Source organism: Streptomyces sp. NBC_00440 (assembly GCF_036014215.1).
In the GTDB taxonomy this organism is placed as follows: Bacteria; Actinomycetota; Actinomycetes; order Streptomycetales; family Streptomycetaceae; genus Streptomyces.
Genome location: NZ_CP107921.1, coordinates 3,589,540 through 3,611,688, shown reverse-complemented (window position 1 = coordinate 3,611,688; position 22,149 = coordinate 3,589,540). Strand labels below are relative to the sequence as shown.

22 protein-coding genes are annotated in these 22,149 nt (G+C 71.4%); 8 read left to right on the top strand and 14 right to left on the bottom strand.

The window, feature by feature from the left end; translation table 11 throughout:
- Positions 1-48: 48 nt before the first annotated feature.
- Complete coding sequence (locus OHB13_RS16150) at positions 49-858, top strand: LysR family transcriptional regulator (protein WP_328377591.1); 810 nt, start codon at positions 49-51, stop codon at positions 856-858.
- Positions 859-993: 135 nt separating this feature from the next.
- Here the strand turns inward: OHB13_RS16150 and OHB13_RS16145 are convergent, their stop codons facing one another.
- Complete coding sequence (locus tag OHB13_RS16145) at positions 994-2,535, bottom strand: HAL/PAL/TAL family ammonia-lyase (RefSeq protein ID WP_328377590.1); 1,542 nt, start codon at positions 2,533-2,535, stop codon at positions 994-996.
- Positions 2,536-2,689: 154 nt separating this feature from the next.
- Entirely contained in the window at positions 2,690-3,823 is a 1,134-nt protein-coding gene (locus OHB13_RS16140) for an FAD-dependent oxidoreductase (RefSeq protein WP_328377589.1), read from the bottom strand.
- A gap of 147 nt (positions 3,824-3,970) precedes the next feature.
- On the opposite strand from OHB13_RS16140, the gene OHB13_RS16135 reads away from it, so the two are divergent.
- On the top strand, positions 3,971-4,564 hold the full coding sequence (locus OHB13_RS16135; RefSeq protein ID WP_266860955.1) for a TetR/AcrR family transcriptional regulator: 594 nt from the start codon (positions 3,971-3,973) through the stop codon (positions 4,562-4,564).
- Between the two features lie 49 nt (positions 4,565-4,613).
- Here OHB13_RS16135 and OHB13_RS16130 read toward each other — a convergent pair whose 3' ends face one another.
- Positions 4,614-5,051: a VOC family protein gene (locus OHB13_RS16130; RefSeq protein WP_328377588.1), complete on the bottom strand. Its 438-nt coding sequence runs from the start codon at positions 5,049-5,051 to the stop codon at positions 4,614-4,616.
- A 135-nt stretch (positions 5,052-5,186) separates the two neighbouring features.
- Between OHB13_RS16130 and OHB13_RS16125 the strand changes: the two genes are divergently transcribed.
- Positions 5,187-5,333 (top strand): hypothetical protein, encoded by a 147-nt coding sequence (locus OHB13_RS16125; RefSeq protein ID WP_328377587.1) that lies wholly within the window; start codon positions 5,187-5,189, stop codon positions 5,331-5,333.
- Positions 5,334-5,381: 48 nt separating this feature from the next.
- Here OHB13_RS16125 and OHB13_RS16120 read toward each other — a convergent pair whose 3' ends face one another.
- Positions 5,382-7,079: a DNA repair helicase XPB gene (locus tag OHB13_RS16120; protein WP_266855647.1), complete on the bottom strand. Its 1,698-nt coding sequence runs from the start codon at positions 7,077-7,079 to the stop codon at positions 5,382-5,384.
- 83 nt (positions 7,080-7,162) lie between these two features.
- Between OHB13_RS16120 and OHB13_RS16115 the strand changes: the two genes are divergently transcribed.
- Positions 7,163-7,930, top strand: coding sequence for a VanZ family protein (locus OHB13_RS16115; RefSeq protein WP_328377586.1), 768 nt, complete (start codon positions 7,163-7,165; stop codon positions 7,928-7,930).
- Here the strand turns inward: OHB13_RS16115 and OHB13_RS16110 are convergent.
- Positions 7,893-10,427, bottom strand: coding sequence for a helicase C-terminal domain-containing protein (locus OHB13_RS16110; protein WP_266855648.1), 2,535 nt, complete (start codon positions 10,425-10,427; stop codon positions 7,893-7,895). The two genes, OHB13_RS16115 and OHB13_RS16110, sit on opposite strands and share 38 nt — an antisense overlap.
- A 382-nt stretch (positions 10,428-10,809) precedes the next feature.
- On the opposite strand from OHB13_RS16110, the gene OHB13_RS16105 reads away from it, so the two are divergent.
- Complete coding sequence (locus OHB13_RS16105) at positions 10,810-11,949, top strand: hypothetical protein (RefSeq protein WP_328377585.1); 1,140 nt, start codon at positions 10,810-10,812, stop codon at positions 11,947-11,949.
- A 204-nt stretch (positions 11,950-12,153) separates the two neighbouring features.
- On the top strand, positions 12,154-12,675 hold the full coding sequence (locus OHB13_RS16100; protein WP_266855650.1) for a DUF4232 domain-containing protein: 522 nt from the start codon (positions 12,154-12,156) through the stop codon (positions 12,673-12,675).
- Positions 12,676-12,769: 94 nt separating this feature from the next.
- On the opposite strand, the gene OHB13_RS16095 is transcribed toward OHB13_RS16100, so the two are convergent.
- The 4 genes from OHB13_RS16095 to OHB13_RS16080 all read right to left on the bottom strand — a co-directional run bounded on the left by OHB13_RS16095 (position 12,770) and on the right by OHB13_RS16080 (position 16,835).
- Positions 12,770-13,762 carry an ABC transporter substrate-binding protein gene (locus OHB13_RS16095; RefSeq protein WP_328377584.1) on the bottom strand — a complete coding sequence of 331 codons (993 nt, stop codon included), beginning with the start codon at positions 13,760-13,762 and terminating at the stop codon, positions 12,770-12,772.
- Positions 13,763-13,854: 92 nt separating this feature from the next.
- On the bottom strand, positions 13,855-14,715 hold the full coding sequence (locus tag OHB13_RS16090) for an ABC transporter ATP-binding protein (RefSeq protein ID WP_328377583.1): 861 nt from the start codon (positions 14,713-14,715) through the stop codon (positions 13,855-13,857).
- A gap of 3 nt (positions 14,716-14,718) precedes the next feature.
- Complete coding sequence (locus tag OHB13_RS16085; protein WP_328377582.1) at positions 14,719-15,768, bottom strand: FecCD family ABC transporter permease; 1,050 nt, start codon at positions 15,766-15,768, stop codon at positions 14,719-14,721.
- Positions 15,769-15,830: 62 nt separating this feature from the next.
- Entirely contained in the window at positions 15,831-16,835 is a 1,005-nt protein-coding gene (locus tag OHB13_RS16080; protein ID WP_328377581.1) for a FecCD family ABC transporter permease, read from the bottom strand.
- 104 nt (positions 16,836-16,939) lie between these two features.
- On the opposite strand from OHB13_RS16080, the gene OHB13_RS16075 reads away from it, so the two are divergent.
- Positions 16,940-17,572, top strand: a complete 633-nt coding sequence (locus OHB13_RS16075; protein ID WP_266855654.1) for an HAD family hydrolase — start codon at positions 16,940-16,942, stop codon at positions 17,570-17,572.
- Here the strand turns inward: OHB13_RS16075 and OHB13_RS16070 are convergent.
- Complete coding sequence (locus OHB13_RS16070) at positions 17,542-17,847, bottom strand: hypothetical protein (RefSeq protein WP_266855655.1); 306 nt, start codon at positions 17,845-17,847, stop codon at positions 17,542-17,544. The two genes, OHB13_RS16075 and OHB13_RS16070, sit on opposite strands and share 31 nt — an antisense overlap.
- Positions 17,848-18,007: 160 nt before the next feature.
- Between OHB13_RS16070 and OHB13_RS16065 the strand changes: the two genes are divergently transcribed.
- Positions 18,008-18,391: a cold-shock protein gene (locus OHB13_RS16065; RefSeq protein ID WP_323183791.1), complete on the top strand. Its 384-nt coding sequence runs from the start codon at positions 18,008-18,010 to the stop codon at positions 18,389-18,391.
- Positions 18,392-18,504: 113 nt separating this feature from the next.
- Here the strand turns inward: OHB13_RS16065 and OHB13_RS16060 are convergent, their stop codons facing one another.
- The 4 genes from OHB13_RS16060 to OHB13_RS16045 are packed head-to-tail and all read right to left on the bottom strand — an operon-like array spanning position 18,505 to position 21,891.
- Positions 18,505-19,377: a 1,4-dihydroxy-6-naphthoate synthase gene (locus OHB13_RS16060; protein ID WP_266855656.1), complete on the bottom strand. Its 873-nt coding sequence runs from the start codon at positions 19,375-19,377 to the stop codon at positions 18,505-18,507.
- Entirely contained in the window at positions 19,374-20,030 is a 657-nt protein-coding gene (locus tag OHB13_RS16055) for a futalosine hydrolase (RefSeq protein ID WP_328377580.1), read from the bottom strand. Before OHB13_RS16055 ends, OHB13_RS16060 begins: the two co-directional genes overlap by 4 nt.
- 4 nt (positions 20,031-20,034) lie before the next feature.
- Positions 20,035-20,514: a DUF2771 domain-containing protein gene (locus OHB13_RS16050; protein WP_266855658.1), complete on the bottom strand. Its 480-nt coding sequence runs from the start codon at positions 20,512-20,514 to the stop codon at positions 20,035-20,037.
- Positions 20,515-20,541: 27 nt separating this feature from the next.
- The gene (locus OHB13_RS16045) at positions 20,542-21,891 is read right to left on the bottom strand and encodes an MFS transporter (protein WP_266855659.1); all 1,350 of its coding nucleotides are present in this window, start codon (positions 21,889-21,891) and stop codon (positions 20,542-20,544) included.
- Positions 21,892-22,149: the final 258 nt, after the last annotated feature.

Genomic DNA, 22,149 nt, shown 5'->3' with positions numbered 1-22,149 from the left:
ACCGGTCGGCCGTCCAATACCCTTCCTGGGTATTGATACCTTGACGGCATGGATCTCGATCTGCGCAAGCTCCGCTACTTCGTCGCGGTGGCCGAGCAGCGTCACTTCGGCCGGGCGGCGGAACAGCTCTACATCACCCAGCCGGTTCTGAGCCGCCAAGTCAAGTCGCTGGAGCAGGAGTTGGGGTGCGACCTGCTCGCGCGGACCACCCGCAGCGTGGAGCTGACTGCTGCGGGGAAGCAGCTCTACGAGGAGGCGCAGGGGATCCTTGCGGCCGTCGCGACAACGGTGCGACGCGTGCACGACGTCGGCCTGGGCGTCCAGCGGCTCGTGGTCGCCTTTGCCCCGGGACTGCATGTGTCGGATGCGATCAGGGCGTTCACGGCGCGCTACCCGCAGGTCGAGACCGACGTTGTCCCGGTGCGCTGGTGGGAACCGGACGCACCACTCCGGGACGGCCGCGCCCAAGTCGGGTACCTGCGGCGGCCGTTCGATGAATCCGGGCTGCGCACCCTCTCCATCGGCCGTGACCCCAGGGTCGCCTGTATGCCCGTCGAGCACCTGCTGGCGAGCCGTGACGAACTCACCTTGGCGGACCTCGCCGACGAGCGGATGCTCGACGCACCGAAGCGGCGGACGTCGTCACTGGAGGAGAAATTCGAGCTGATCGCCTCCGGGCACGGCATCGCACTCGTCCCGCTGAGCGTCGCGCGCTCGTACTCCCGACCGGACCTCACTCACCTCCCGGTCACGGACGCCCCAGGATTCGAGACGTGCCTGGCCGCCCGCGAGGACCGGCGGGACAAGCTGCTGCGCGACTTCCAGGAGATCGCCACGGCGGCGCTGCGGCGCGCCTGAGCCAGGAGTTGTCAGACGGTGCCGGCCTCGCCGCGCTTGGTTTCAACCGTCGGCTCGATGAACTGGAGGCGGGCAGGCCGTGTAGTTCAGGGCCCGACTTGTGAACGATCGTGCGCCCGGAGCCAGTTGGAGTCGTCAGCGGTGCAGTGGGCCAACCACGTCCTCGACGGTCCTCAGCGCTTCCTCGCTGCGTACGAGTTCGGTGATGTGTTCCAGGTCGGCGTGGAAGGCCCGGTCCTCGGTGACGGTCGGTACGGTTTCCCTGATCTTCGCGCGCAGCGCGTCCGTGGCGGGTGAGGGGGAGAGCGGCGCAAGCAGGTCGAGTGCTTGCACACCGCACATCAACTCGATCGCTATGACGTAGCTGAGCTTGCGCGCCGCTCGGTACGCCTTCAGCGCCGCCAGGTAGGCGTTGCTGACCGCGTCCTCCTGGCCGGCCGAGGTGGGGACCGTGTCCGCCGACGCGGGCACCGCCAGTGAGCGCAGCTCCATGGTCAGTGCGGCCGCCGTGTACTGCGCGATCATGTAGCCGCTGTGGAGTCCCGGCCGGGGCGTCAGGAACGCGGGCAGCTCGCTGAAGTTGCTGTTGACCAGGCGGTCGGTGCGGCGCTCGGACACCTTGGCCAGTACCGTCATCGCGTTCACCATGGAGTCGGCCTGGATGCCGACGTACGTGCTGTCGCAGTTCGCCCCCATCAGTGCCACCCCGTCCTCGCCCTCGGGGTGGATGACCGGGTTGTCGCCCACCGAGTGCAGTTCCTCGACGATGACCTCCCTGGCCTGCGCGAGCGCCCGCTTCGCACCGCCGTGCATCTGCGGAACGGCGCGCAGGGCCAGGCTGTCCTGGAGCCGGTGGTCGATGAACTCGGCGCTGAGCGCGCTGGATTCGGTCAGTCGCCGCAGGTTCTCGGCGACCGCGGCCTGCTCGGGGTGGCGCTTGCGCTCCTGCAGGCGGGCGTCGAAGGCGCGGACGGTGGCCTTGAGTGCCTGCACCGACAGACTCGCCGCGACATCGGCGGTGACCGCCGCGACCCCGGCGTCATAGCCGGCCAGGACGGCGATCGCGGTCACCGAGTGCGTCCCGTTGGTGAGCGAAAGCCCTTCCTTGCAGGCGAGCCGGGTCGGCTGCTCCCCGATCCGGGCCAGTGCCTCGTCCCCGGGCAGCAGTTCGTCGCCGTACCAGGCCCGCCCCTCGCCCAGCAGCACCAGCGCCATGTGCGCTTCGGTGGCCAGATAGCCGACGGAGCCCTCGCCGGGGACGTACGGCGTGACCCCGGCGTTGAGCAGTCGCCGGATCAGTTCCAGGGTCTCCAGCCGGATACCGGAATAGCCTTCGCCGAGGCCGACCAGCTCCATCAGCGCGATGGCGCGGACGATCTCGGCGGGCAGCGGTTCGCCGACCGAAACGGCGTGTGAGCGCACGATGTTGCGCTGTAGCTGTTCGGCGTCCTCCGGGGCGATCACCTTCGTGACGTTGTCGCCGAATCCGGTGGTCACGCCGTACACCAGGCGGTTCTCGGCCAGGAAGCGCTCCACGAGCGCGCGTGACGTGCGTACCCGGTCGACGTACGTCGCAGCGAACTCGACCCGGGCTCCATGGCGGGCGACCGCGACGAACTGCTCGATGGTGATCGGCTCCTCACCCAAGGTGACAGCGGCAATCTCGCGGGCAGACATGGAGGGTCCTCTCGGATCGGTCGGAGCGACCGTCCGCAGCGGGCTGCGTCAGCTCGACGGCCGTATGCATCGCCTCGTGCTTGGTATGCATTCATTCACTCGCCAGGTTAATGAATCATTTTATTTAGACCTTGGCAAGGGTGGTTGCAAGCCCTCAGGGCTGGGCGTCGTTGTCGCTGTCGAAGTCGGGGATGTCGGCGGACAGCAGGTGCTCGGCGCCGTGTTCGAGGAGCTCGGCCGTCTCGATGGAGCGGGGGAGCATGGTCTTCTCGTACGCGCGGACGGCGTCGTCCACGGTGGCGGCGTTCGTGAGGGCGAGGGCGAGTTCACTGGCGTCGAGCATGGCGAGGTTGACCCCGACGCCGAGCGGCGGCATGAGGTGGGCGGCGTCGCCGAGCAGGGTCACCGTCGGGTTGTGTTCCCAGGTGTGCGGAACGGGGAGGGCGAAGAGGGGGCGGTCGACGTAGGTGGCGTCGTTCTCGGTGATCATCCGGCGCATGCGCGGTGACCAGTGGCCGTACTTGTCGAGCAGTACGGCGCGGATGCCGTCGGTGTCGTCGGGGGCCAGGCCGCTCGCGCTGATCCAGTCGGCCGGGACGCGCTGGATGATGTAGACGCGGATGTGGTCTCCGCTGTTGCGCTGGGCGAACAGGCCTCGCTCGCCGTCGGCTGCGTGGGCGCCGCCCGGACCGACCAGTTCGGCGATCTCGGGGTGCCGCTTCTCGACGTCGGAGAACCGTGCCTCAAGGAAGCTCACCCCGGTGTACTCGGGAACGGCGGGGCGTACCCGGGAGGAGGCGCCGTCGGCGCCGATGACCAGGTCGGTCTCGATGGTCGTGCCGTCGGCGAAGTGCAACTGCCGTGGCCCTTCGGCGGGGCCGCTGACCGAGTCGAGGGCGCGGCCCCAGTGCACGGTTCCCGGCCGCAGGGAGTTGAGCAGCAGATCGCGCAGCTGACCGCGGTCGATTTCCGGCTTGAAGAGTTCGTCGGGCGCCGGGACTTCATGGGCCGTGATCGCGCCGGCCGGGTCCAACTGGCGCATTTCCTGCCCTTCGGGGCGTGCCAGCTCGAAGAACTCGTCCAGCAGACCGGCTTCGCGCAGGGCGATCTGGCCGTTGTCGGCATGCAGGTCGAGGGTGCCGCCCTGGTTGCGCGCATCGGGGCCCGGGTCGCGTTCGTGGACGGTGACCGCGATGCCGTTCCGCTGGAGGATGCGGGCGCAGGTCAGCCCGCCGGGTCCGGCGCCGATGATGCTGATGCCGGCACGGGCGGGTGCGGGGGAGCTCATGGGGGTTCCTTTCAAGCGGTGCAGATGGTCGTCATGGGTCGGCGTGGGTCGCCATGTCGCAACATCTATAAAAACAGGCCCAATAGAAAAGTGCAACGGTTCTACTTAGCTATGGATTCGACTATCGGATACGCTCGCGTCATGACCGTGCCCGTGCCCCCCGTCAGCCGCCGCGAACGCAAGAAGGCGGCCACCCGGCAGGCGATCGGCGACGCCGCGCTGCAACTCTTTCTGGAGCGCGGCTACGACCAGGTGGGCATCCGTGACATCGCCGACGCGGCCGATGTGTCGACCGCCACGGTGTTCAAGCACTTCAGCGGCAAGGAAGCCCTGGTCTTCGACCAGGACGAGGACCGGGAGTCGGAACTGATCGCCGCCGTGCGGCAGCGGGCCCCGGGGCAGAGCTTCCTCGACGCCCTCCAGCAGCACGTCCTGGACACCTGGCTGTCGATCGCGGCACATCCGCAGCGGGCCGAGTTCGTCAGTCTGGTGGAGTCCACGCCGGTGCTGCGCGCGTACGCCGAACGCATGTGGACCCGCCACACCGACAGCCTCAGCGCGGCGATCGCCGACGAGATCGGCGTGGACCACGACAACCTCGCGTGTGTGGCTCTGGCTCGGTTCGTACTGGACATCCCGACCCTCGCCCGCGGCCGGCAGGACCCACGCGCCGCCGTCGAGGAAATCTTCGGCATCCTCGCCCACGGCTGGAAACCGCCGCGCGAACCGTCCGCGCCGTAGCGGTCGTCCCGTTTCCCGAGTCCGTCCCGTTTCCCGAGCCCGTTCCGGCTCACACCACGCAGAACTCGTTGCCCTCGGGGTCGGCCAGCACCAGATGGTCCGGCCTGCCCTGGAGCGTCTCCTCGCGCAGCACCCTCGCCCCGGCGGCGGTCAGCCGCTCGGCGGCGGCCAGCACGCGCGGCCACCGCATCTCCCAGGGGGTCTCACGGCCGCCACCGGCCTGCACGTCCAGGTGCAGCCGGTTCTTGACCACCTTGCGCTCCGGCACCTTCAGGAAGGACAGCCCGGGGCCGGTCCCGTCCGGGTCGCGGAGGTAGGCGCCGTCGTTCCACTCGTCCTCGGGGACGCCGTGGTGCAGGAGCCACTCCGGCCAGTTCGCGAACCCCTCGGGCGCGGGCCGCTCGACGTAGCCCAGTGCTTCCGCCCAGAACCGCGCCAGCGCCGCCGGGTCCGCGCAGTCGACGGTCAGACTCCACCGGGTCGCCACGGGTGCCTCGCTCTCCTCACGTCCCGAGCCCCCATCCCGTAGGGGGTCGCATGGGTCTTGAGTCGTACGTGTCCGCCCTGCGCGTTCCGACCACAGCCTGACGCCTCAGGACTGCCGGAAAACCATCATGGATACATGACCACAGCAACCGCCACCGCGGCCCGTACCTCCGCGCCCCGTGCCCCCGCGGCCCACCCCGTCCGCAGCGCCGTCCGCGCGGTCGGGGCCTTCGCGTCCGCCGCCTTCAGCGTCATGATCCTCGGCGAACACGGCCGCCGCTGAGCGGGCTGTTGAGGCAGCTCGCTCAGCCGACTCGCTGAGCCGGCCCGCTCAGGAGGCGTCCTGAGCCGTCCCGTCGTCCGTGTCCGAGTCCTTCGTGTCCGAGTCCTTCTCCGCCAGCAGTTCGTCCGCGTCCACGATCCGGTACGCGTATCCCTGCTCGGCCAGGAACCGCTGCCGGTGCGCGGCGAAGTCCTGGTCGATCGTGTCCCGCGCCACCACCGAGTAGAAGCGCGCCTCGTGCCCGTCCGCCTTCGGACGCAGTACCCGGCCCAGCCGCTGTGCCTCCTCCTGACGTGAGCCGAAGGTCCCCGAGACCTGGATCGCGACCGTCGCCTCGGGAAGGTCGATCGAGAAGTTCGCGACCTTCGAGACGACGAGGACGCTGATCTCGCCCTCACGGAACGCCCCGAAGAGCTTCTCGCGCTGGGCGTTCGTCGTCTCGCCCTTGATGACCGGCGCGTCCAGATGCTCGCCCAACTCGTCGAGCTGGTCGATGTACTGGCCGATGACCAGGGTCTGCTCGCCCCGGTGCTTGCGGACCAGCGCCTCCGTGACCTTCCGCTTGGTCGCCGTCGTCGCGCAGTAGCGGTACTTCTCCTCCGCCTCCGCCGTGGCGTACGCGAGCCGCTCGGTCTCCGTCAGATTGACCCGGACCTCCACGCAGTCGGCGGGCGCGATGTAGCCCTGCGCCTCGATCTCCTTCCACGGCGCGTCGAACCGCTTGGGCCCGATCAGTGAGAAGACGTCCGACTCGCGGCCGTCCTCCCGTACGAGCGTCGCGGTGAGCCCGAGCCGCCGCCGGGCCTGGAGGTCGGCGGTGAACTTGAAGACGGGCGCGGGCAGCAGATGCACCTCGTCGTAGATGACCAGGCCCCAGTCGCGCGAGTCGAACAGCTCCAGGTGCGGGTAGACACCCTTCCTGCGGGTCGTCAGCACCTGGTACGTGGCGATGGTGACGGGGCGGATCTCCTTCCGCGTACCGCTGTACTCGCCGATCTCCTCCTCCGTGAGGGAGGTACGTTTCACCAGCTCGTGCTTCCACTGGCGGGCCGAGACGGTATTGGTGACCAGGATCAGCGTCGTCGCCTTGGCCTCGGCCATCGCACCGGCCCCGACCAGGGTCTTTCCCGCGCCGCAGGGCAGCACGACCACGCCGGAGCCGCCGTGCCAGAAGTTCTCCACGGCCTGCTGCTGGTACGGCCGGAGCGCCCAGCCCTCCTGGTCCAGATCGATCTGGTGCGCCTCGCCGTCGACGTACCCCGCGAGGTCCTCGGCGGGCCAGCCCAGCTTCAGCAGCGTCTGCTTGATCTGCCCGCGCTCGGAGGGGTGCACGGCGACCGTGTCGGGGTCGAGGCGCGCGCCGACCAGCGGGGCGACCTTCTTCGACCGGAGGATCTCCTCAAGCACGGGCCGGTCGGTCGAGGTGAGCACCAGGCCGTGCACGGGGTGCTTGGAGAGCGTGAGCCGGCCGTACCGGGCCATGGTCTCGGCGACATCCACGAGGAGCGCGTGCGGCACGGGGTACCGGGAGAACTCGACCAGCGCGTCGACGACCTGCTCGGCGTCGTGCCCCGCGGCACGCGCGTTCCACAGACCGAGGGGGGTCAGCCGGTAGGTGTGGATGTGCTCCGGCGCGCGCTCCAGCTCCGCGAACGGTGCGATGGCGCGACGGCAGGCGTCCGCCTGCTCGTGGTCCACCTCCAGGAGCAGTGTCTTATCGCTCTGGACGATGAGAGGTCCATTCACGCCATGAGTCCCTTCGCGCCGTGAGCTTTCGGTAGGGCCAAACCACCAGTGTCGCGCATTCCGGCGGGGGTACACGCTGCGTCATGGACTCCGAACCGCGACTGCAGCGCCGTACCTGGGGCTCGGCAGTGCTGCGCACCCTCGTGTTGTTGATCGCTTTCGCCTGCATGGTCGGCTTCGCCGTCGCCCTGGCCAAGGTGACGCTGGAGCCTTCCGCGGCTTCGGTGGACCTCACGCATACGAACCTCACACCCGGTGATTCGATCCGTACGTACGTCGACCAGCCGGCCTTCCGCGACACGGTCAAGCAGATCGGCGGCAACGTGCTGCTCGGGGTGCCGTTCGGGGTGTTGCTGCCCATGCTGATCCCCAAGGCGCGCGGGCTGCTGCGGGTGGTCCTGGTGACCGCCGTGGTGATGCTCCTGGTGGAGACGGCGCAGGGGCTGCTGATCACCGGGCGCGCGTTCGACATCGATGATGTGATCCTCAACACCACGGGTGCGCTGCTCGGCTATCTGCTGCTCGGGCGGCGGCTGGGGCGGGCGCTGCATCCGCGGCGCACCCACTGGTGGCAGCGGACTGCCCGAGCCGAGCGGTCGGCGGCCCGAGCCGAGCGGGCCGAACAGGGGTCCCCGGTGAAGAAGTCCCCCGTGAAGAAGGCTCCGGCGAAGAGGTCCCCGGCAAAGAAGTCCCTGGCAAAGAAGTCCCCCGCCAAGAAGTCCCAGGCCAGGAAGCCCCAGCCCAAGAAGCCCGCGGCGCGGAAGTCTCCCGCCCCGAAGGCGGCCGCCGCCGTGTCCCGTTGGTGGTCCGGCGTCAGGACGGGTCGTCGGTCAGTTCCGCGACGCCCGTGATGCGGTGCAGCGGATACGTGCGGACGTCGTCCGCGGTGTGGTCGTACGCCGTGACGAAGCCGCCCTCGACCCGTACCGGCGCGATCACGCGCCTGCTGGCCGCGCCGTCCGCGTTGACGTAGCCGATCCAGAGCGCCGCGCCCGTCATCGCCGCCGCCTGCACCGTGGCCAGCGTCTCGGCCGACGGGGTGCGCGGCAGGTCGCCGTGTTCCGGTACCGGGGCGTGCACCACCGTGGCCGCCGTGTCGCCCGCCCTGATCGCCCGCAGCGCCGCGCCCAGCAGGACATCGTCCGGGACCGGCGGGCCCTCGGGGACCGGGGCGGGCGCGCTGCGTGGCGGGGTGCGGTAGGCGTGGGCGCGGGTGATCAGGACGTCGCCCTCGGCGGACTCGGCGGCCGGGGCGAAACCCATCGAGCGCAGCCCTTCGAGCAGCCCGGCCGGGTCGGCCATGGAGGCCAGCACCGTGGGCGCGAGGCGGCGCAGCCGCAGTGACTGGGAACGGGTGTCGGCCAGGATCTCGCTGAGCACCGCGTCGTCGTCGCAGCGTACGTACGAGGAGGCCGCGCCGACCCGGAGGTGGCCGTGCTTCCGCGCCACGTCGTCGATCAGATACGTGAGCGGCTGCGGGACCGGCGTACGGCTGTGGGCCGCGAGGAAGGCGTGCAGGTCGGCCGCGGTCTGTCCGGCGTCGAGCGCCCGGCGCACCGAGCCCGCAGTGAAGCGGTAGACGGTGGCGCCGCCCTTGGACTCGACGTCGGCGGCGACCCCGAGCAGCGCGGCGAGCGGGCGCTCCAGCGGGCCGGGGGCGACGGCGGTGAGGTCGGCCTGGAGCAGGACGTGGTCGAGCGGTTCGGGGATCAGCGGGGTGATCGCGTCGGCGGCGCGGGTGCGGGCGGCGGCCAGTTCGGCGGGGGTCGGGGCCGGGAGCTGGGCGCTGCCGGGCGTGGTGTCGCCGAGGAGCGCCCTGCCGTGCGTCGAGAGGGCGCCGCGGCCGGTGATGCCCAGCAGTTCCGTCTCGTTCATCGTCCACTGGGCGATGCGCGAGCGCAGATCGCCGACGGCGCTCGCGCCATGGGTGTGGCGGGCCGTCGGGATGTCCGCTGTCGCGCCGGGGCCCGTACTGCGGCCGGACGCGGTGCCGCGCACCGGGCGTTCCCAGCGCAGCCGGGTCAGCAGGGAATCCGGGTCGGGCGCTGTGCCCTCCGGGAGGGTCGCCATCAGGGCCAGGACTCTGCGGCGTACCTCGGGGGCGGCGGCGCGGTCCAGCTCGGGACCCAGGGTGGACAGGGCGCGGCCCTTGGGGTCGAGGCCGCCGATGAGTCCCGGGGTACGGGTGGCGGTGAGCCAGGCCGTGACCAGGTCGGCCCAGCGCTGCTGGGCCGGCGAGTCGAGCCAGAGGTCGTACGCGGGGGTGGCGGCGAACCGTTCGTCGGCCTCGCCGTCGGCCGCCAGCAGCCCTGCCGCGTAGGCGAGTTCGACCCAGAAGGCGGCCAGCTGCTCGCTCATGTCCAGCGCGGCGGCGGTCCGCTTGAGGTCGCGGACGCTGAGGCCGCCGGAGCGCAGCACGGCGGGGCCGCCCTCGTCCCAGTCCTTGAACAGGTCCTCGATGGTGGAGAGCGCGGTGAACGCCTGACCGGCCGCCGCCGCGTCCACAGCCTGTGGACCGTATTCGCGGGCGGGCAGCACGGCGGGCGGCCGTGGTGCCGCGCTCTGGTGTGCGCGCCCGGCGCGCAGATGCAGCGCGGCCTCCCGGGGGAGTACCACCGTGCGTGCGCTGGCGGGCAGCAGCAGCCCGTGGTCGCGGAGCCACTGCACGGGCCGGGTCGGCGCGGCGGCCACTTCGCCGTACGGCGGGCCCCAGACGAGCCTGCTCAGCACGTTCAGCGACTCGGTCGGCGCCTCGTCGAGCAGCGCCGACATCCGGGTCCGGTCGGTGAACAGCGAGGTCAGCGCCGCGACCGCGGAGACCGAGTCATGCGTACCCGCGAGGCCGACCGCGGTGACGATCTCCTGGACGCGGCCCGGGGACATCCCGACGGTCGCCTCCGCCACGGTCGGCCCGAGGCCGGTCGGCGAGGGGTGCGTGGGGGAGGGGGCGAGGAGTTCGCGGGCGGTGCGGACGAGCCGGAGCCGGTCGTCCGTACCCCAGAGCAGCGCCTGTTCGCGGAGCCGCTCGACCGCGCCCGGCAGTGCGTCGGCGACCTCCGGATCGCAGTCGTCACCGGCCATGAGGGCGAGGAGCGTCTCGTACGGGGCGGGGTCGGGCGCGACCGCCAGCGCCTCCGCGGTCTGGAGCGTGAACCGGTCGAGGTGTTCCAGCGCCCGTACGACCGATGCGCGGGTGCCCGCCCGGGTCGCGAGCTGGCTGAGATCGCTGGGCACCGGTGTCAGCAGATCGGGCCGCGCCCGCAGCAGCCCGGTCAGGGATGCGTCGTCGCGGGTGCGCAGGGCCTCTGCGAGGGTGCGCGGTGGCGTGCTGCGTGTTCGTTCCGGCACGTGCGCCTCCCATAGTGCGGACGGGTCCCCATCCGGCCCACGTTACTGAGATTTACGGGCAGATGGCGCACCGCCCCACGTTGGACCCGATGACTTCGCTCCCGTACGGGCGGGCAGGACACCCGGGGGAGCACCGCGAGAAGGGCCGCGGGAAGGGCCCGGAGGGGGGCGGGCGAGGTGCGGGAAACGCCCTGAGGAGCGGCTGCGGAAGGGCTGCGGAGGGCCGCGGAGCAGGGGCCGTGCAGGGGCAGGAGGGAGGGCGCAGGGGGACGGGCTGGGGGAAAGGCTGGGGAAAAGGTCGGCGAAGGAGCCCGGGGGTACGGACGGTGCGCGGTGGGGGCGGCTACGGTCGGTGCAGAGCGGCGTGAAGGGGTGCGAGTCCGTGGGGATCGAGAGCGATCAGCTCGTCTACGACTATCTGAGCCGGGTCGGTGACCTGGCCCAGCGGCAACTGACCTCGGCCGACCGGATGCGGCTCGTCGCCTCGCTGCGCGGCGAGATCGACCGGCAGCGTGCCGGGGCCGACGCGGGCGGCGAGGCGGCCGTGCGCCGCATCCTCGGCCGGCTCGGCACACCGGCCGAGCAGGTGGCGGCGGCGACGGGCGGCGGCCCCCCGCCGGGCGCGGCGGAACCGGACCCCGACCCCGTACGGGACCGGGCGCGCCGGATGCCCCGCCCGCGCCGGAACGATCCGGCGGGTGCGGAGCAGGACGGCAGCGGCGGGTCCGCGCCGGGCCGGACCGGGCTGGGCAGGACGGGGCTGGGCAGGACGGGGCTGGGCAAGGCCGGGCCCGGGGGCGGCAGATGGGGGTTCGGCAGGGGCGAGAAGCCCGAGCCGCAGCCCCCGCGTTCGACGGCCGCCTCACCGCCGCACCTCGCGGGCGAGGACGAACTGGGCCCGTCCGGCGCCGAACCCGACTGGTGGCGCATCCAGTCGGGACCCTTCGGAGCCGGTGACTCGGTGCCCGGCTTCACCGGCGGGGTGGAGATCCCCGAGATACTCAAACCGCCGCCCGGCGCGGAGTCCGGGGACGGCGATGACGGTCCTGACGCCGACGGCGAAGCCGAAGAGGACGGCGCCGACGGTGAGTTCGTGGAGGCACCGCCGCGCCGCGGGCGGTCGCTGCTCGGCCGCAGGCCGCCGGCCGGTGAGGGCGGCGGCGGGGTGCGGGCCGTGGCCGCGGGCTTCTCCAGCCCGTTCCTGCTGCTCGCGGCGGCGCTGCTGGTCGTCGGCGCCGTACTCGGCTCGCTGATCGCGCTCGGTGCCGGCTGGCTCCTCGCGTACGTCTCGCGCAGGCTCAGCCGCGCCGAGGCGAAGTGGGCGGTGCTCGGCCTGCCGGGGCTGGCCCTGACGGGCGGGATCGTCTGGCTGTGGGGGCGCTCCAGCGGGCGCTGGGGCACACCGATCCCGGCGCACGGGATGGGTGACGCGATCTCCGGGGTGTGGCCGGTCGTCCTGCGGGTGGCGGCCGGTGCCTCCGCGCTGTATCTGGTGTGGCGGGCGCGGAGGCGGCTGCCGTAACGCCCCTCGGCCGAGCCTCTCGTGGGCCTGGTGGCAGGACTGCCTCCGCCGCGGCCGGTGCCCGCTGTGTCCCCGTTTACGTCTGTAGCAGGCGTGTTGCCTTCCCGTGACGATCTTGGGCCGGTGTAGCGGGCAAGCTGTTCGCAGACAGGGGTTCGGCGGGCCTACCGGCCGGACCGGGAGCTGAGAGAAGGAGAGCTGGCCATGGGTATGACTCGCAAGTTCGTCGTGACGGTCGCCGCCACCGCCCTGGCAGGAGCCGCCGGGGTGGGAGTCGCACAGGCAGCCACCGCGTCGCACTCGTCTGCCGCGGCCGGCGTCAAGGTCTCTTCCTGCCGCCCGGCGAACCACACGGCGAAGATCACTCCGGACGCCTCCAGCGCCGGGCACCGCCACTACCGGGTCACGCTGACCGCGGCACCCGGCACGGAGTCCTGCAAGCTGGCCGGTTCGCCCACCGGGGTGAAGTTCTACAACCACGGTTCGCTGGACGGCGTGACCGCGAAGTCGTACGGCGGCCAGAGCACCGCGGTCACCCTCAGCCCCGGCCACCCGGTCCACTTCGACATCCAGGTGCCCAGCAGCACCAAGGGCGCGTCGGCCAACGAGGTCTCATTCACGCTCCGGACCCCGGGCGGCGGCACGATCCCCGGCGAGTCCTCCGCGAACGGCTCGCTCTCGGTCGACGCCGGTACCCAGATCGGTGCCATGCAGGCCGGAGCCTGAGATACCCGAGTAGCCGCGTGACCCCGGCACGTCATCGTGCCCACTGTGCCGCCGTTCCCCCGAGGGACGGCGGCACAGTGCTGGACGGCCGGGGTTACCGCTGGGTGAGATCCCGCTGCAGTTCACCGAGGATCTTGTCGGCGGCCGTGTAGCCGATGCCCTGGATCCACAACTGGTCGTCGACCCCGAACGACTTGCCGTTCTTCACCGCGGTCAGGTTCTTCCACAGGGCGCCGCGCGTGGTCTGGGTTTCCTTGGCCTTCGCCGGGTCGCCGTACGTGGAGTGGAAGAGCACGTCCGCGTCGGCGAGGTCGATCCGCTCGGGGCTCACGTCGTAGGAGAAACCGTCCTTTGCCTTGTCGGTGATGGCCGGGCGGCCGACGCCGAGGTCCGCGAGGATCGTGCCGATGTAGTTCTTCCTGCCGTAGATCCGGATGTCGGCGCCTTCCACGAACCGCACCATGCTGACCTTCGTGGCGGCCGCCTTCGCGGGTCCGCCGAGCGCGGCCACGACCCGCCGGATGTGCGCGGTGTACGCGGCGACGGTCTTCTTCGCCTCAGCTTTCCTGCCGAGGGCGTCGGCGTGCACCTGGAAGTTCGCCTTCCACGGGTAGCCGGTGTTCTCCGTCATGACGGTCGGCGCGATCGCGCTGAGCTGGCTGTACTTGTCGCCGTGCCGGATCTTGCTGGTGAGGATCAGATCGGGCTTGAGCGCGGCGATGGCCTCCATGTTCGGCTGGAGCATCGCGCCGACGTCCTTTATCCCGGCGACCTCGTCCTTGGGCAGGTAGTCGAGGAACCCGGACTTCACGTCGGCGTGCGTGGAGCCGACCGGTTTCACACCGAGCGTGATGGCGGAGTCCAGCTCGGCGGTGTCCAGGACGACGACCCGCCGGGGGTGGTCGGGGACCCGTACGTCACCCATGGCGGTCTTCATGGTGTGGGTGGCGGCCGACCCCGTGGACGGCTTGCCGCCGCTGGTGTCGTCGGAGCCGCACGCGGTGAGAGCCAGTACACCGGTGAGCGCGAGAGCGCCCGCGACGGCACGGTGGAGGTGGCGGCGGTGCCGGTGGGGTGCGCGCTTCATGAGGATCCCTTTCGACGGCGTTCCGTTCGGACGGCGTTCCAGCAGAGTCTCAGGCGTCAACTATGTTGTTTTGGGGCGGACTTCACCGGGCTTCAGGGAAGGTCGACGGACTCGGGCACATCGGCGGATTCGGGAACATCCGCGTGCGCAGCCCACGGCGCCCCCGCCACGACCAGCGGCGACCCGGTCACCGGGTCCGGGATGACGACCGACTCCAGGCCGAACACCTCCCGTACGAGTTCCGCCGTGACGATCTCCGTCGGGTGCCCCTCGGCGACGATGCGGCCGTCCTTCATGGCCACCAGGTGATCGGCGTACCTGGCCGCCTGGTTGAGGTCGTGCAGTACCGCGACGACGGTCCTGCCGCGCTCCTTGTTGAGCTGGCGCACCAGGTCAAGCACCTCCACCTGGTGGGCGATGTCGAGGTAGGTGGTGGGCTCGTCGAGCAGGAGCAGATCCGTCTCCTGGGCGAGCGCCATGGCGATCCAGACGCGCTGGCGCTGCCCGCCGGAGAGTTCGTCCACGGCCCGCTCCGCGAGCGCCGTGATGTCGGTGCGCTCCATGGCGCCGGTGACGGCGCGCTCGTCCTCGTCCGACCACTGCTGCCACCAGTGCTGGTGCGGCTGGCGGCCGCGTGCCACCAGGTCGGCGACGGTGATCGCCTCGGGCGCCGAAGGGGACTGCGGGAGCAGCCCGATCGACTGCGCGATCTTCCTGGTGGGCGTGCGCGCCAGCTCGGCGCCGTCGAGCAGCACCGCACCGCTGCGCGGCTTCAGCAGCCGTCCCAGGGCCCGCAGGGTGGTGGACTTCCCGCAGGCGTTGGGCCCGACGATGACGGTCACCTGCCCGTCGGGCACGGCCAGGTCGAGCCCGTCGACGACGGTGCGGTCGTCGTACGCGAGCGTCAGCTCACGGGCCGTCAGTCTCGTCTCCGGCGTCGGCCTGCTGGTCATGAGTTAGTTGCCTCCACTACGGCCGCGGGCGCCGTGATTCTTCGCGATCAGCCAGATCAGATACGGGGCGCCGACCGCCGCCGTGAGGACGCCCACCGGCAGTTCGGTGGGCGACAGGAGCTTGCGGCCGAGCAGATCGGCGAGTACGACGATGAACGCGCCCATCAGCGCCGAGCAGAGCAGCGGGATCTGCGCGGTCCTGGTCATCCGGCGGGCGATCTGCGGGGCGAGCAGCGCGACGAAGTCGACGGGCCCTGCGGCCCCGGTCGCCACCGATGCCAGCACCACGCCGAGCAGCACGAGACCGAGCCGCACCCGCCCGAGCCGGATGCCGAGCGCGGTCGCGGTGTCGTCGTCCATGGAGACGGTGCGCTGGGCGTACGCGGCCCACAGCATCGCCGGTACGAGCGCTAGCAGCACCCAGCCGACCAGTTCGGCCTGGTCCCAGCCCCGGCCGTTCAGCGAGCCGGTGAGCCAGATCTGGGCCTGCTGGGCGACCAGGTAGTCGCCCTTGGTCAGGAAGAGCTGGGTGACCGAGCCCAGTGCGATGGCGAAGCCGATGCCGATCAGCACGAACCGGGTGGCGTGCAGCCCGCCGCGCCAGGCGAAGGCGTACACCAGGGCGGCGGCGGTGATCCCGCCGATGACCGAGAGGTACGGCAGGACGGCGGTGGAGGTCACCCCGAGCGACATCGCGGCGACGGTGAGCGCGCCCGCGCCCTTGCTGATGCCGATGATGTCGGGGCTGGCCAGCGGGTTGCGCGCGACGGTCTGGATGAGCGCCCCGGCCACCCCGAAGGCGGCGCCGACGAGCAGTCCGACGACCATGCGGGGCAGCCGCAGGGTGCCGACGACGAGTTCGTCGGGCGAGGGCCTGCCGAGGATGACCTTGACGACCTCGCCGGGCGCGATGAAGTCCTCACCGACGCAGAGGTACGCGACACAGGTGACGGCCAGCAGCACGGCGAGCGCCACGGCTACGGCCGCCGCCCGCCGGTGCAGCAGGAACGTCCCGCGCCCGGCCCGTACGAGGGAGTACCCGGCGGGGCGCATGGCCGGCGCTGTCGTGGTTGTCGTCGGTGTCGTGGTTGTCGTGGGGACGGGAGTAGCCGATGTCACGCCGGGACCGCCTTCCGGCGTACGAGGGTCACCAGGAACGGCACCCCGATCAGGGCCGTCATCACTCCGGCCGGCACCTCGCTCGGCGGGAAGACGACCCGGCCGATGGTGTCGGAGACCAGCAGCATCACCGGGCCGATGAGGGCCGCCATCGGCAGCACCCAGCGGTGGTCGCTGCCGACGATCGCGCGGGCGATGTGCGGCACCGCGAGTCCGATGAAGGCGATGGGTCCGGCGGCGGCGACGCCGACCCCGGTCAGTACGGTGGCGCCGATGCCGCCGACGATGCGTACCGTCGCGACCTTCTGGCCGAGCCCCTTCGCCATGTCGTCGCCCAGCGCCAGCGCGTCGAGACCGCGCGCGACCGAGGCCACGAGCACCACGCCCACCAGCAGGAACGGCCAGATCTGGCCAACAATGTCGGTGTCACGGCCGCCGATCGAGCCGACCTGCCAGAAGCGGAACTCGTCCAGCGCCGAGGCCTTGGTGGTCAGGACCGCCTGTACGACGGAGACGAGCAGCGCGTTGATCGCGGCGCCGCCCAGCGCGAGCTTGACCGGGGTGGCGCCGCCGCGACCCCGGGAGGCGATGGCGTACACCGCGACGGATGCGACCGCCGCCCCGGCGAAGGCGAACCAGACGTACCCGGTCAGGCTGTGGATCCCGGCGAAGGCGATGGCCAGCACCACACCGACGGAGGCGCCCTGGCTGATGCCGAGAATGCCGGGATCGGCGATGGGGTTGCGGGTGATGCCCTGGAGCACGGTCCCGGCCAGGGCGAGCGCGGCGCCCACCATCAGCCCGATGAGGGTGCGCGGCACCCGCAGCTGACGTACGACTTCGGCGGTGTTGCTGTGGCCGCCGTGCAGCAGCGCGTCGATCACCGCCGATGGTGCGATGGCCCGTGCCCCGACCGCGAGGCTGAGCAGGACCGCCAGCAGCAGGGCCACGACGGCGGCGGCCGTCCAGGCTGCGCGGCGGCGGGCCACGGGAGTTGACATCAGGACATCAGACCCATTCCGAAGGTTGGTAAGGCTTGGCTAAGCCTAAGCTGAGCCTCTTCGGGCGGATCGGCCAGGTCGCGCGCGGGGGGAGGATGGAAGGCATGTCTTCACACCCGCTGACGGTCGGCTTCGACCTGGATATGACCCTGATCGACTCCCGGCGCGGCATCCACGCCGCCTACCAGGTACTTTCGGCCGAGACCGGGACGTACATCGACGCCGACCTCGTGGTCACCCGGCTCGGTCCGCCGCTGGAGACGGAGCTGGCCGAGTGGTTCCCGGAGGCAGAGATTCCGGCGATGCGGGACCGCTACCGTGAGATCTACCCCACATACGCGATCGAGCCGTCCACGGCGATGGCGGGCGCCGCCGAAGCGGTGGCCGCGGTGCGGCGGCTCGGCGGCCGGGCGATCGTCGTCACCGCCAAGAACCAGCCGGACGCCGTGCGCCACCTGGTCCACCTCGGCATCGAGCCGGATGCCGTCATCGGCTGGCTCTGGGCGGAGGCCAAGGCGGAGGCGCTGCGTGAGTACGGTGCCTCGGTGTACGTGGGCGACCACGTCGGCGACGTGCGCGGGGCGCTCACGGCGGGCGCGCTCTCCGTCGCCGTACCGACCGGTCCGATCAGCGCGGACGAACTGCGCGCGGCCGGAGCCGATGTGATCCTGACGGACCTCACCGAGTTCCCCGCGTGGCTGGAGGGCTACGCCGCCGGGGTCACCGCGGGCGCCTGACCCGCCATCGCGGCACGCGCCCGGCGGCGCTGGTCCGCGATGGAGCGCAGCAGACCGGCCGCGGCGACGATGAAGCCGACGCCCATCAGCATGCACACGGCATACGCGATGGACGGGAACGGGTGAGTGCCGAGGAACAGCGGGGCCACCGTGACCAGGGTGGCCACGGCTCCGATGAAGAAGATGATCGCGCCGGTCTGGACGAGACGGTCACCGGCACGGGTGTCGTCAGGGACCCGGGCAGGGGCGCCGGCCGATTGGGTTTCATTGCTCACCCGGCCAGGGTAGTTCCCTGCGCGGAGGAACTACGAAGTGACGTCTTATTACCGGTCCCCACTGGTCTTCGGACCACTAGCCTGAGTTCCGGCGGGTCGAGTGACCCGCTGCAGTGCTATCCAGAGCCGTTTTCTACGACTACGAGGACGAGGACAGACGGTGCCCACCGGCAAGGTCAAATGGTTCAATTCGGAAAAAGGCTTCGGCTTTCTTTCCCGCGACGACGGGGGCGATGTCTTCGTCCACTCGTCGGTGCTCCCGTCCGGAGTCGACGCCCTGAAGCCGGGGCAGCGCGTGGAGTTCGGCGTTGTCGCGGGCCAGCGCGGCGACCAGGCGCTGACCGTGACCATCATCGATCCAACGCCGTCGGTGGCCGCGGCCCAGCGCCGCAAGCCCGACGAACTGGCCTCCATCGTGCAGGACCTGACGACGCTCCTGGAGAACATCACGCCGAGTCTGGAACGCGGCCGCTACCCCGACAAGGCGGCCGGCGCGAAGATCGCCGGCCTGCTGCGGGCGGTCGCCGACCAGCTGGACGTCTGACCCCGACCGTACGGAACGGACACGGTCTCCCGGTGGGCCGGGGCGGGGAACTCCCCGCCCCGGCCCACTTCCGTACCGCTCCCCAGCCCTGATCCCAGGGCACTCGGGCACACTCAGGCGAAGCTCAGCGCCTCGGGCGGCAGTGCCGGTACGAGACCTTCCGCCGCCGCCCGGGTGAGCAGCCCGCGGACCGCCGCGTAGCCGTCCTCGCCGAGATCCGCCGTGAACTCGTTCACGTAGAGACCGATGTGCTGGTCCGCGACCGCCGGGTCCATCTCCTGCGCGTGGCTCAGCACATAGGGCCTGGACACCTCGGGGTCGTCCCAGGCCTGCCGGACCGACGCGCGGACCGTCCGGGCCAGCTCCCGCAGCCGCTCCTCGCCCAGCGAGCGCTTGGCGATGATCGCGCCCAGCGGGATCGGCAGGCCCGTCGTGGACTCCCAGTGCTGCCCCATGTCGGCCAGCGAGTGCAGCCCGTACTCCTGGTAGGTGAACCGCGCCTCGTGGATGACCAGGCCCGCGTCGACCTTGCCGTCGCGCACGGCGGGCATGATCTCGTTGAACGGCATCACGAGGATCTCGCCGACTCCGCCGGGCACCACCTCGGCCGCCCACAGCCGGAAGAGCAGATACGCCGTCGAGCGCTCGCTCGGCACCGCGACCGTCTTCCCGGTGAGGTCCACTCCTGCTTCCCGCGTCAGGACCAGCGGCCCGCAGCCCCGTCCGAGCGCTCCGCCGCACGGCAGCAGCGCGTACTCGCCCAGCACCCAGGGCAGCACCGCGTAGGACACCTTCAGGATGTCGAACTCGCCGCGCTCGGCCATCCCGTTGGTGATGTCGATGTCCGCGAACGTCACATCGATCCGGGGCGCCCCCGGCACCCGGCCGTGGGCCCAGGCGTCGAAGACGAACGTGTCGTTGGGGCACGGCGAGAACGCGATGTTCAGCGCGTCGGTGAGCAGCGGTGCCTCGGTTGCTTCGGTCATGTGCGGGTCCAGCCTTCCAGTACGGGTGCGAGCTTCCCGAAAGCCGTGGTGAGCGCGGTCAGCGCGTCGCCGATGCGCCAGGCGTCGCGGTCGCGCGGGCCCACGGCGTTGGAGACCGCCCGGATCTCCAGTACCGGCAGCCCGGCCTGCGCCGCCGCCTCGGCCACCCCGAAACCCTCCATCGCCTCGGCCACGGCCGCGGGGTGGGCGGCCAGCAGCCCGGCGGCCCGCTCCGCGGTGCCGGTGACGGTGGAAGCGGTGAGTACGGTGCCGGGCGTCGCGCCGGTGGCGTCGGCCACGGCCCGTACGAGGTCGGCGGGCGGCCGGTGCTCCACCGTGCCGAAGCCGAGACCGGTGACGGACACGAAGCCGTCGGGGGTCTCGGCGCCCAGATCCGCCGCGACGATCGCGTCGGCCACGAGCAGCGAGCCGGGCGCGGCGTGGAACCCGCCGCCGATGCCCGCCGATACCACCAGGCCGTACGAGCCGAGCGCGAGCGCGGTCGCCGTCCCGGCGGCAGCGGCGGCCGGGCCGACCCCGGCCGCGATCACGTCGTAACAGCCGGTCCCCGCGCCCTGGCCGGTGGTGCCCCCGAACGCGCGCGTGACCGCGTCCCGCTCAGCGGGGACCGCGGTCACGATGAGTACACGCAAGGCGTCAGTCCTTCTTGAAGATGAACGACCAGAGCCCGAAGACCTTCGTGGTGCCGTCGCCCTCGGCGATGGCGACGGTCGAGGAGTTGCCCTTGGCGCCGTACTGGGAGTTGAAGAAGACGTTGCCGGGGACCGTCGTGTAGGTCTTCTTGCTGACGGCGGTCAGCTGCTGGCCGTTGAGCAGCAGCACCCAGCCCTTGTCGGCGATCTTCGGGTCCACGCCGATCCGCACGGTCTTGTCCGGGTCCACCTTGATGGACTTGGTGCCCTTCTTCTGCGAGGCGCAGGCCTTGGACGCGGCCATGTCCAGGCTCTTGCCGTCGTTGTAGCAGGCGGCCTCGGAGTGCACCGAGTTCGTGCCGACCGTCACGGTCGCCAGCGGCGTCGGCTTGTCGCAGGCGGACAGGACGAGGAGTCCGGCGGACACGGCACCGAGAGCGGCGGCGGTGCGGCGGCCCTTACCAGTAAGAAGCGCAACGGTCATGGGCCGAAGGCTATCGCCCGGCGCAGGTCACGCCACGCGGGGGTGCGGCGAGCCGCGCCGTGCGGCCGTCAGGAGCCCCCGTACGGTCGTGATCGCACCCACCGCGACCAGGGCGGCACCCACCGAGGCGCCCAGCATTCCGTTCAGCGGCAGGGCCATCGCGATGGCGCCGCCCACCACCCAGGCCAGCTGGAGCACCGTCTCCGACCGCGCGAACGCCGAGGTCCGTACGGTCTCCGGCACATCCCGCTGGATCATCGCGTCCAGGGACAGCTTGGCCAGCGCCTGCGCGAACCCGGCGACCGCGGCCAGCACCACCACCATGAAGGAGACGAAGAAGACGGCCGTGAGGACCGCGGCGCCCAGCGCCACCCCGAGCAGGGTGGCGATCATGATCTCCGGCCCGCGCGAGCGCAGCAGCGCACCCACGGCCGTGCCCAGCGCGTTGCCCCCGCCGGCCGCGACGGCGACGATGGTCAGCGACACGGCGGCGTTCTGCCCGGCCATCGGGTGCTCGCGCAGCAGGAAGGCCAGGAAGAAGATCAGGAAGCCGGAGAGCGAGCGCAGCGAGGAGTTCGCCACCAGGCCGTTCAGGACGGAGGGGCCGACCGTGCGCAGCGACGGCCTGGGCTCGTCGGTCCGCTCCATCAGACGGGCCTTGCCCTCGCCCTTCGCGGAGTCCACCTTGCGGGGCAGCATGAAGGCCAGGAACGTCCCGAACAGGAAGACGGCGGACGCCCCGTAGAGCGGCCAGGCGGGGCCGATCCTGTGCAGCCCGGCCCCGATGGGCGCCCCCACACCGGTGGCGAGTAGCCCCCCGAGCGTGACCCGGGAGTTGGCTCTGACCAGCGAGAACCGTGGTGGCAGCAGCCGTGGGACCACCGCGCTGCGGACCACGCCGTACGCCTTCGACGCCACCAGCACGCCCAGCGCCGCCGGATAGAGCTCAAGCCCGCCGGTGGCCACGGCGCCCGACATCACCAGCGCGAGGACCGCCCTGGCCAGCATCGCGCCGGCCATCGCGGCCCGGCGGCCGTGCGGCAGCCGGTCGAGCAGCGGGCCGATCACCGGGGCGAGCAGCGCGAACGGCGCCATGGTGACCGCAAGATAGAGCGCGACACGGCCGCGGGCCTGATCGGTCGGTACGGAGAAGAAGACGGTCGAGGCCAGCGCAACCGTGATCATTACGTCACCCGCGCTGTTCACGGCGTGCAGCTCGATCAGTTTGCCGAGGCCCGACTCGCCCGCCCCATGGGCGTTCGTCGCCCGTCTGATCCCTTTTGCGGTACCAGTGAACGGCCGATGGAGGGCATGACCGACGGCCCGCCCCACCCTGCGCGCCGGGCTGAATCCGTCGGACGACCTTGCGGTGGTCACCCCGTCATAGTGCCCCAACCCCGTACGACCCGAACCGGGATTCGGACGCGCAGGTGGGACGAGAGCCGGAGAAGGGGTAGCGTGCACGGAGGCTGCCGACCACTCCCGGGCGGGCCCGCGACGCCTGTCACCGCGCCTCGCTGCGTAGTCGGAACCGCCCAGTGACTTCGGTTACGGGGGCGTTCTCCGCCTTGCGATGCACGGTGTCAGACGCCGCGGGCTCCTCCGCCCGGGTGTGGCCGACAGCCTCCAGCGCGC

What these genes read in the sequence shown, in the direction of transcription:
- OHB13_RS16150 (WP_328377591.1), top strand. Translation starts at nt 49, where the DNA reads ATGGATCTCGATCTGCGCAAGCTCCGCTACTTCGTCGCGGTGGCCGAG.
- OHB13_RS16145 (WP_328377590.1), bottom strand. Translation starts at nt 2,535, where the DNA reads ATGTCTGCCCGCGAGATTGCCGCTGTCACCTTGGGTGAGGAGCCGATC.
- OHB13_RS16140 (WP_328377589.1), bottom strand. Translation starts at nt 3,823, where the DNA reads ATGAGCTCCCCCGCACCCGCCCGTGCCGGCATCAGCATCATCGGCGCC.
- OHB13_RS16125 (WP_328377587.1), top strand. Translation starts at nt 5,187, where the DNA reads ATGACCACAGCAACCGCCACCGCGGCCCGTACCTCCGCGCCCCGTGCC.
- OHB13_RS16115 (WP_328377586.1), top strand. Translation starts at nt 7,163, where the DNA reads ATGGACTCCGAACCGCGACTGCAGCGCCGTACCTGGGGCTCGGCAGTG.
- OHB13_RS16100 (WP_266855650.1), top strand. Translation starts at nt 12,154, where the DNA reads ATGGGTATGACTCGCAAGTTCGTCGTGACGGTCGCCGCCACCGCCCTG.
- OHB13_RS16095 (WP_328377584.1), bottom strand. Translation starts at nt 13,762, where the DNA reads ATGAAGCGCGCACCCCACCGGCACCGCCGCCACCTCCACCGTGCCGTC.
- OHB13_RS16090 (WP_328377583.1), bottom strand. Translation starts at nt 14,715, where the DNA reads ATGACCAGCAGGCCGACGCCGGAGACGAGACTGACGGCCCGTGAGCTG.
- OHB13_RS16085 (WP_328377582.1), bottom strand. Translation starts at nt 15,768, where the DNA reads ATGCGCCCCGCCGGGTACTCCCTCGTACGGGCCGGGCGCGGGACGTTC.
- OHB13_RS16080 (WP_328377581.1), bottom strand. Translation starts at nt 16,835, where the DNA reads ATGTCAACTCCCGTGGCCCGCCGCCGCGCAGCCTGGACGGCCGCCGCC.
- OHB13_RS16075 (WP_266855654.1), top strand. Translation starts at nt 16,940, where the DNA reads ATGTCTTCACACCCGCTGACGGTCGGCTTCGACCTGGATATGACCCTG.
- OHB13_RS16060 (WP_266855656.1), bottom strand. Translation starts at nt 19,377, where the DNA reads ATGACCGAAGCAACCGAGGCACCGCTGCTCACCGACGCGCTGAACATC.
- OHB13_RS16050 (WP_266855658.1), bottom strand. Translation starts at nt 20,514, where the DNA reads ATGACCGTTGCGCTTCTTACTGGTAAGGGCCGCCGCACCGCCGCCGCT.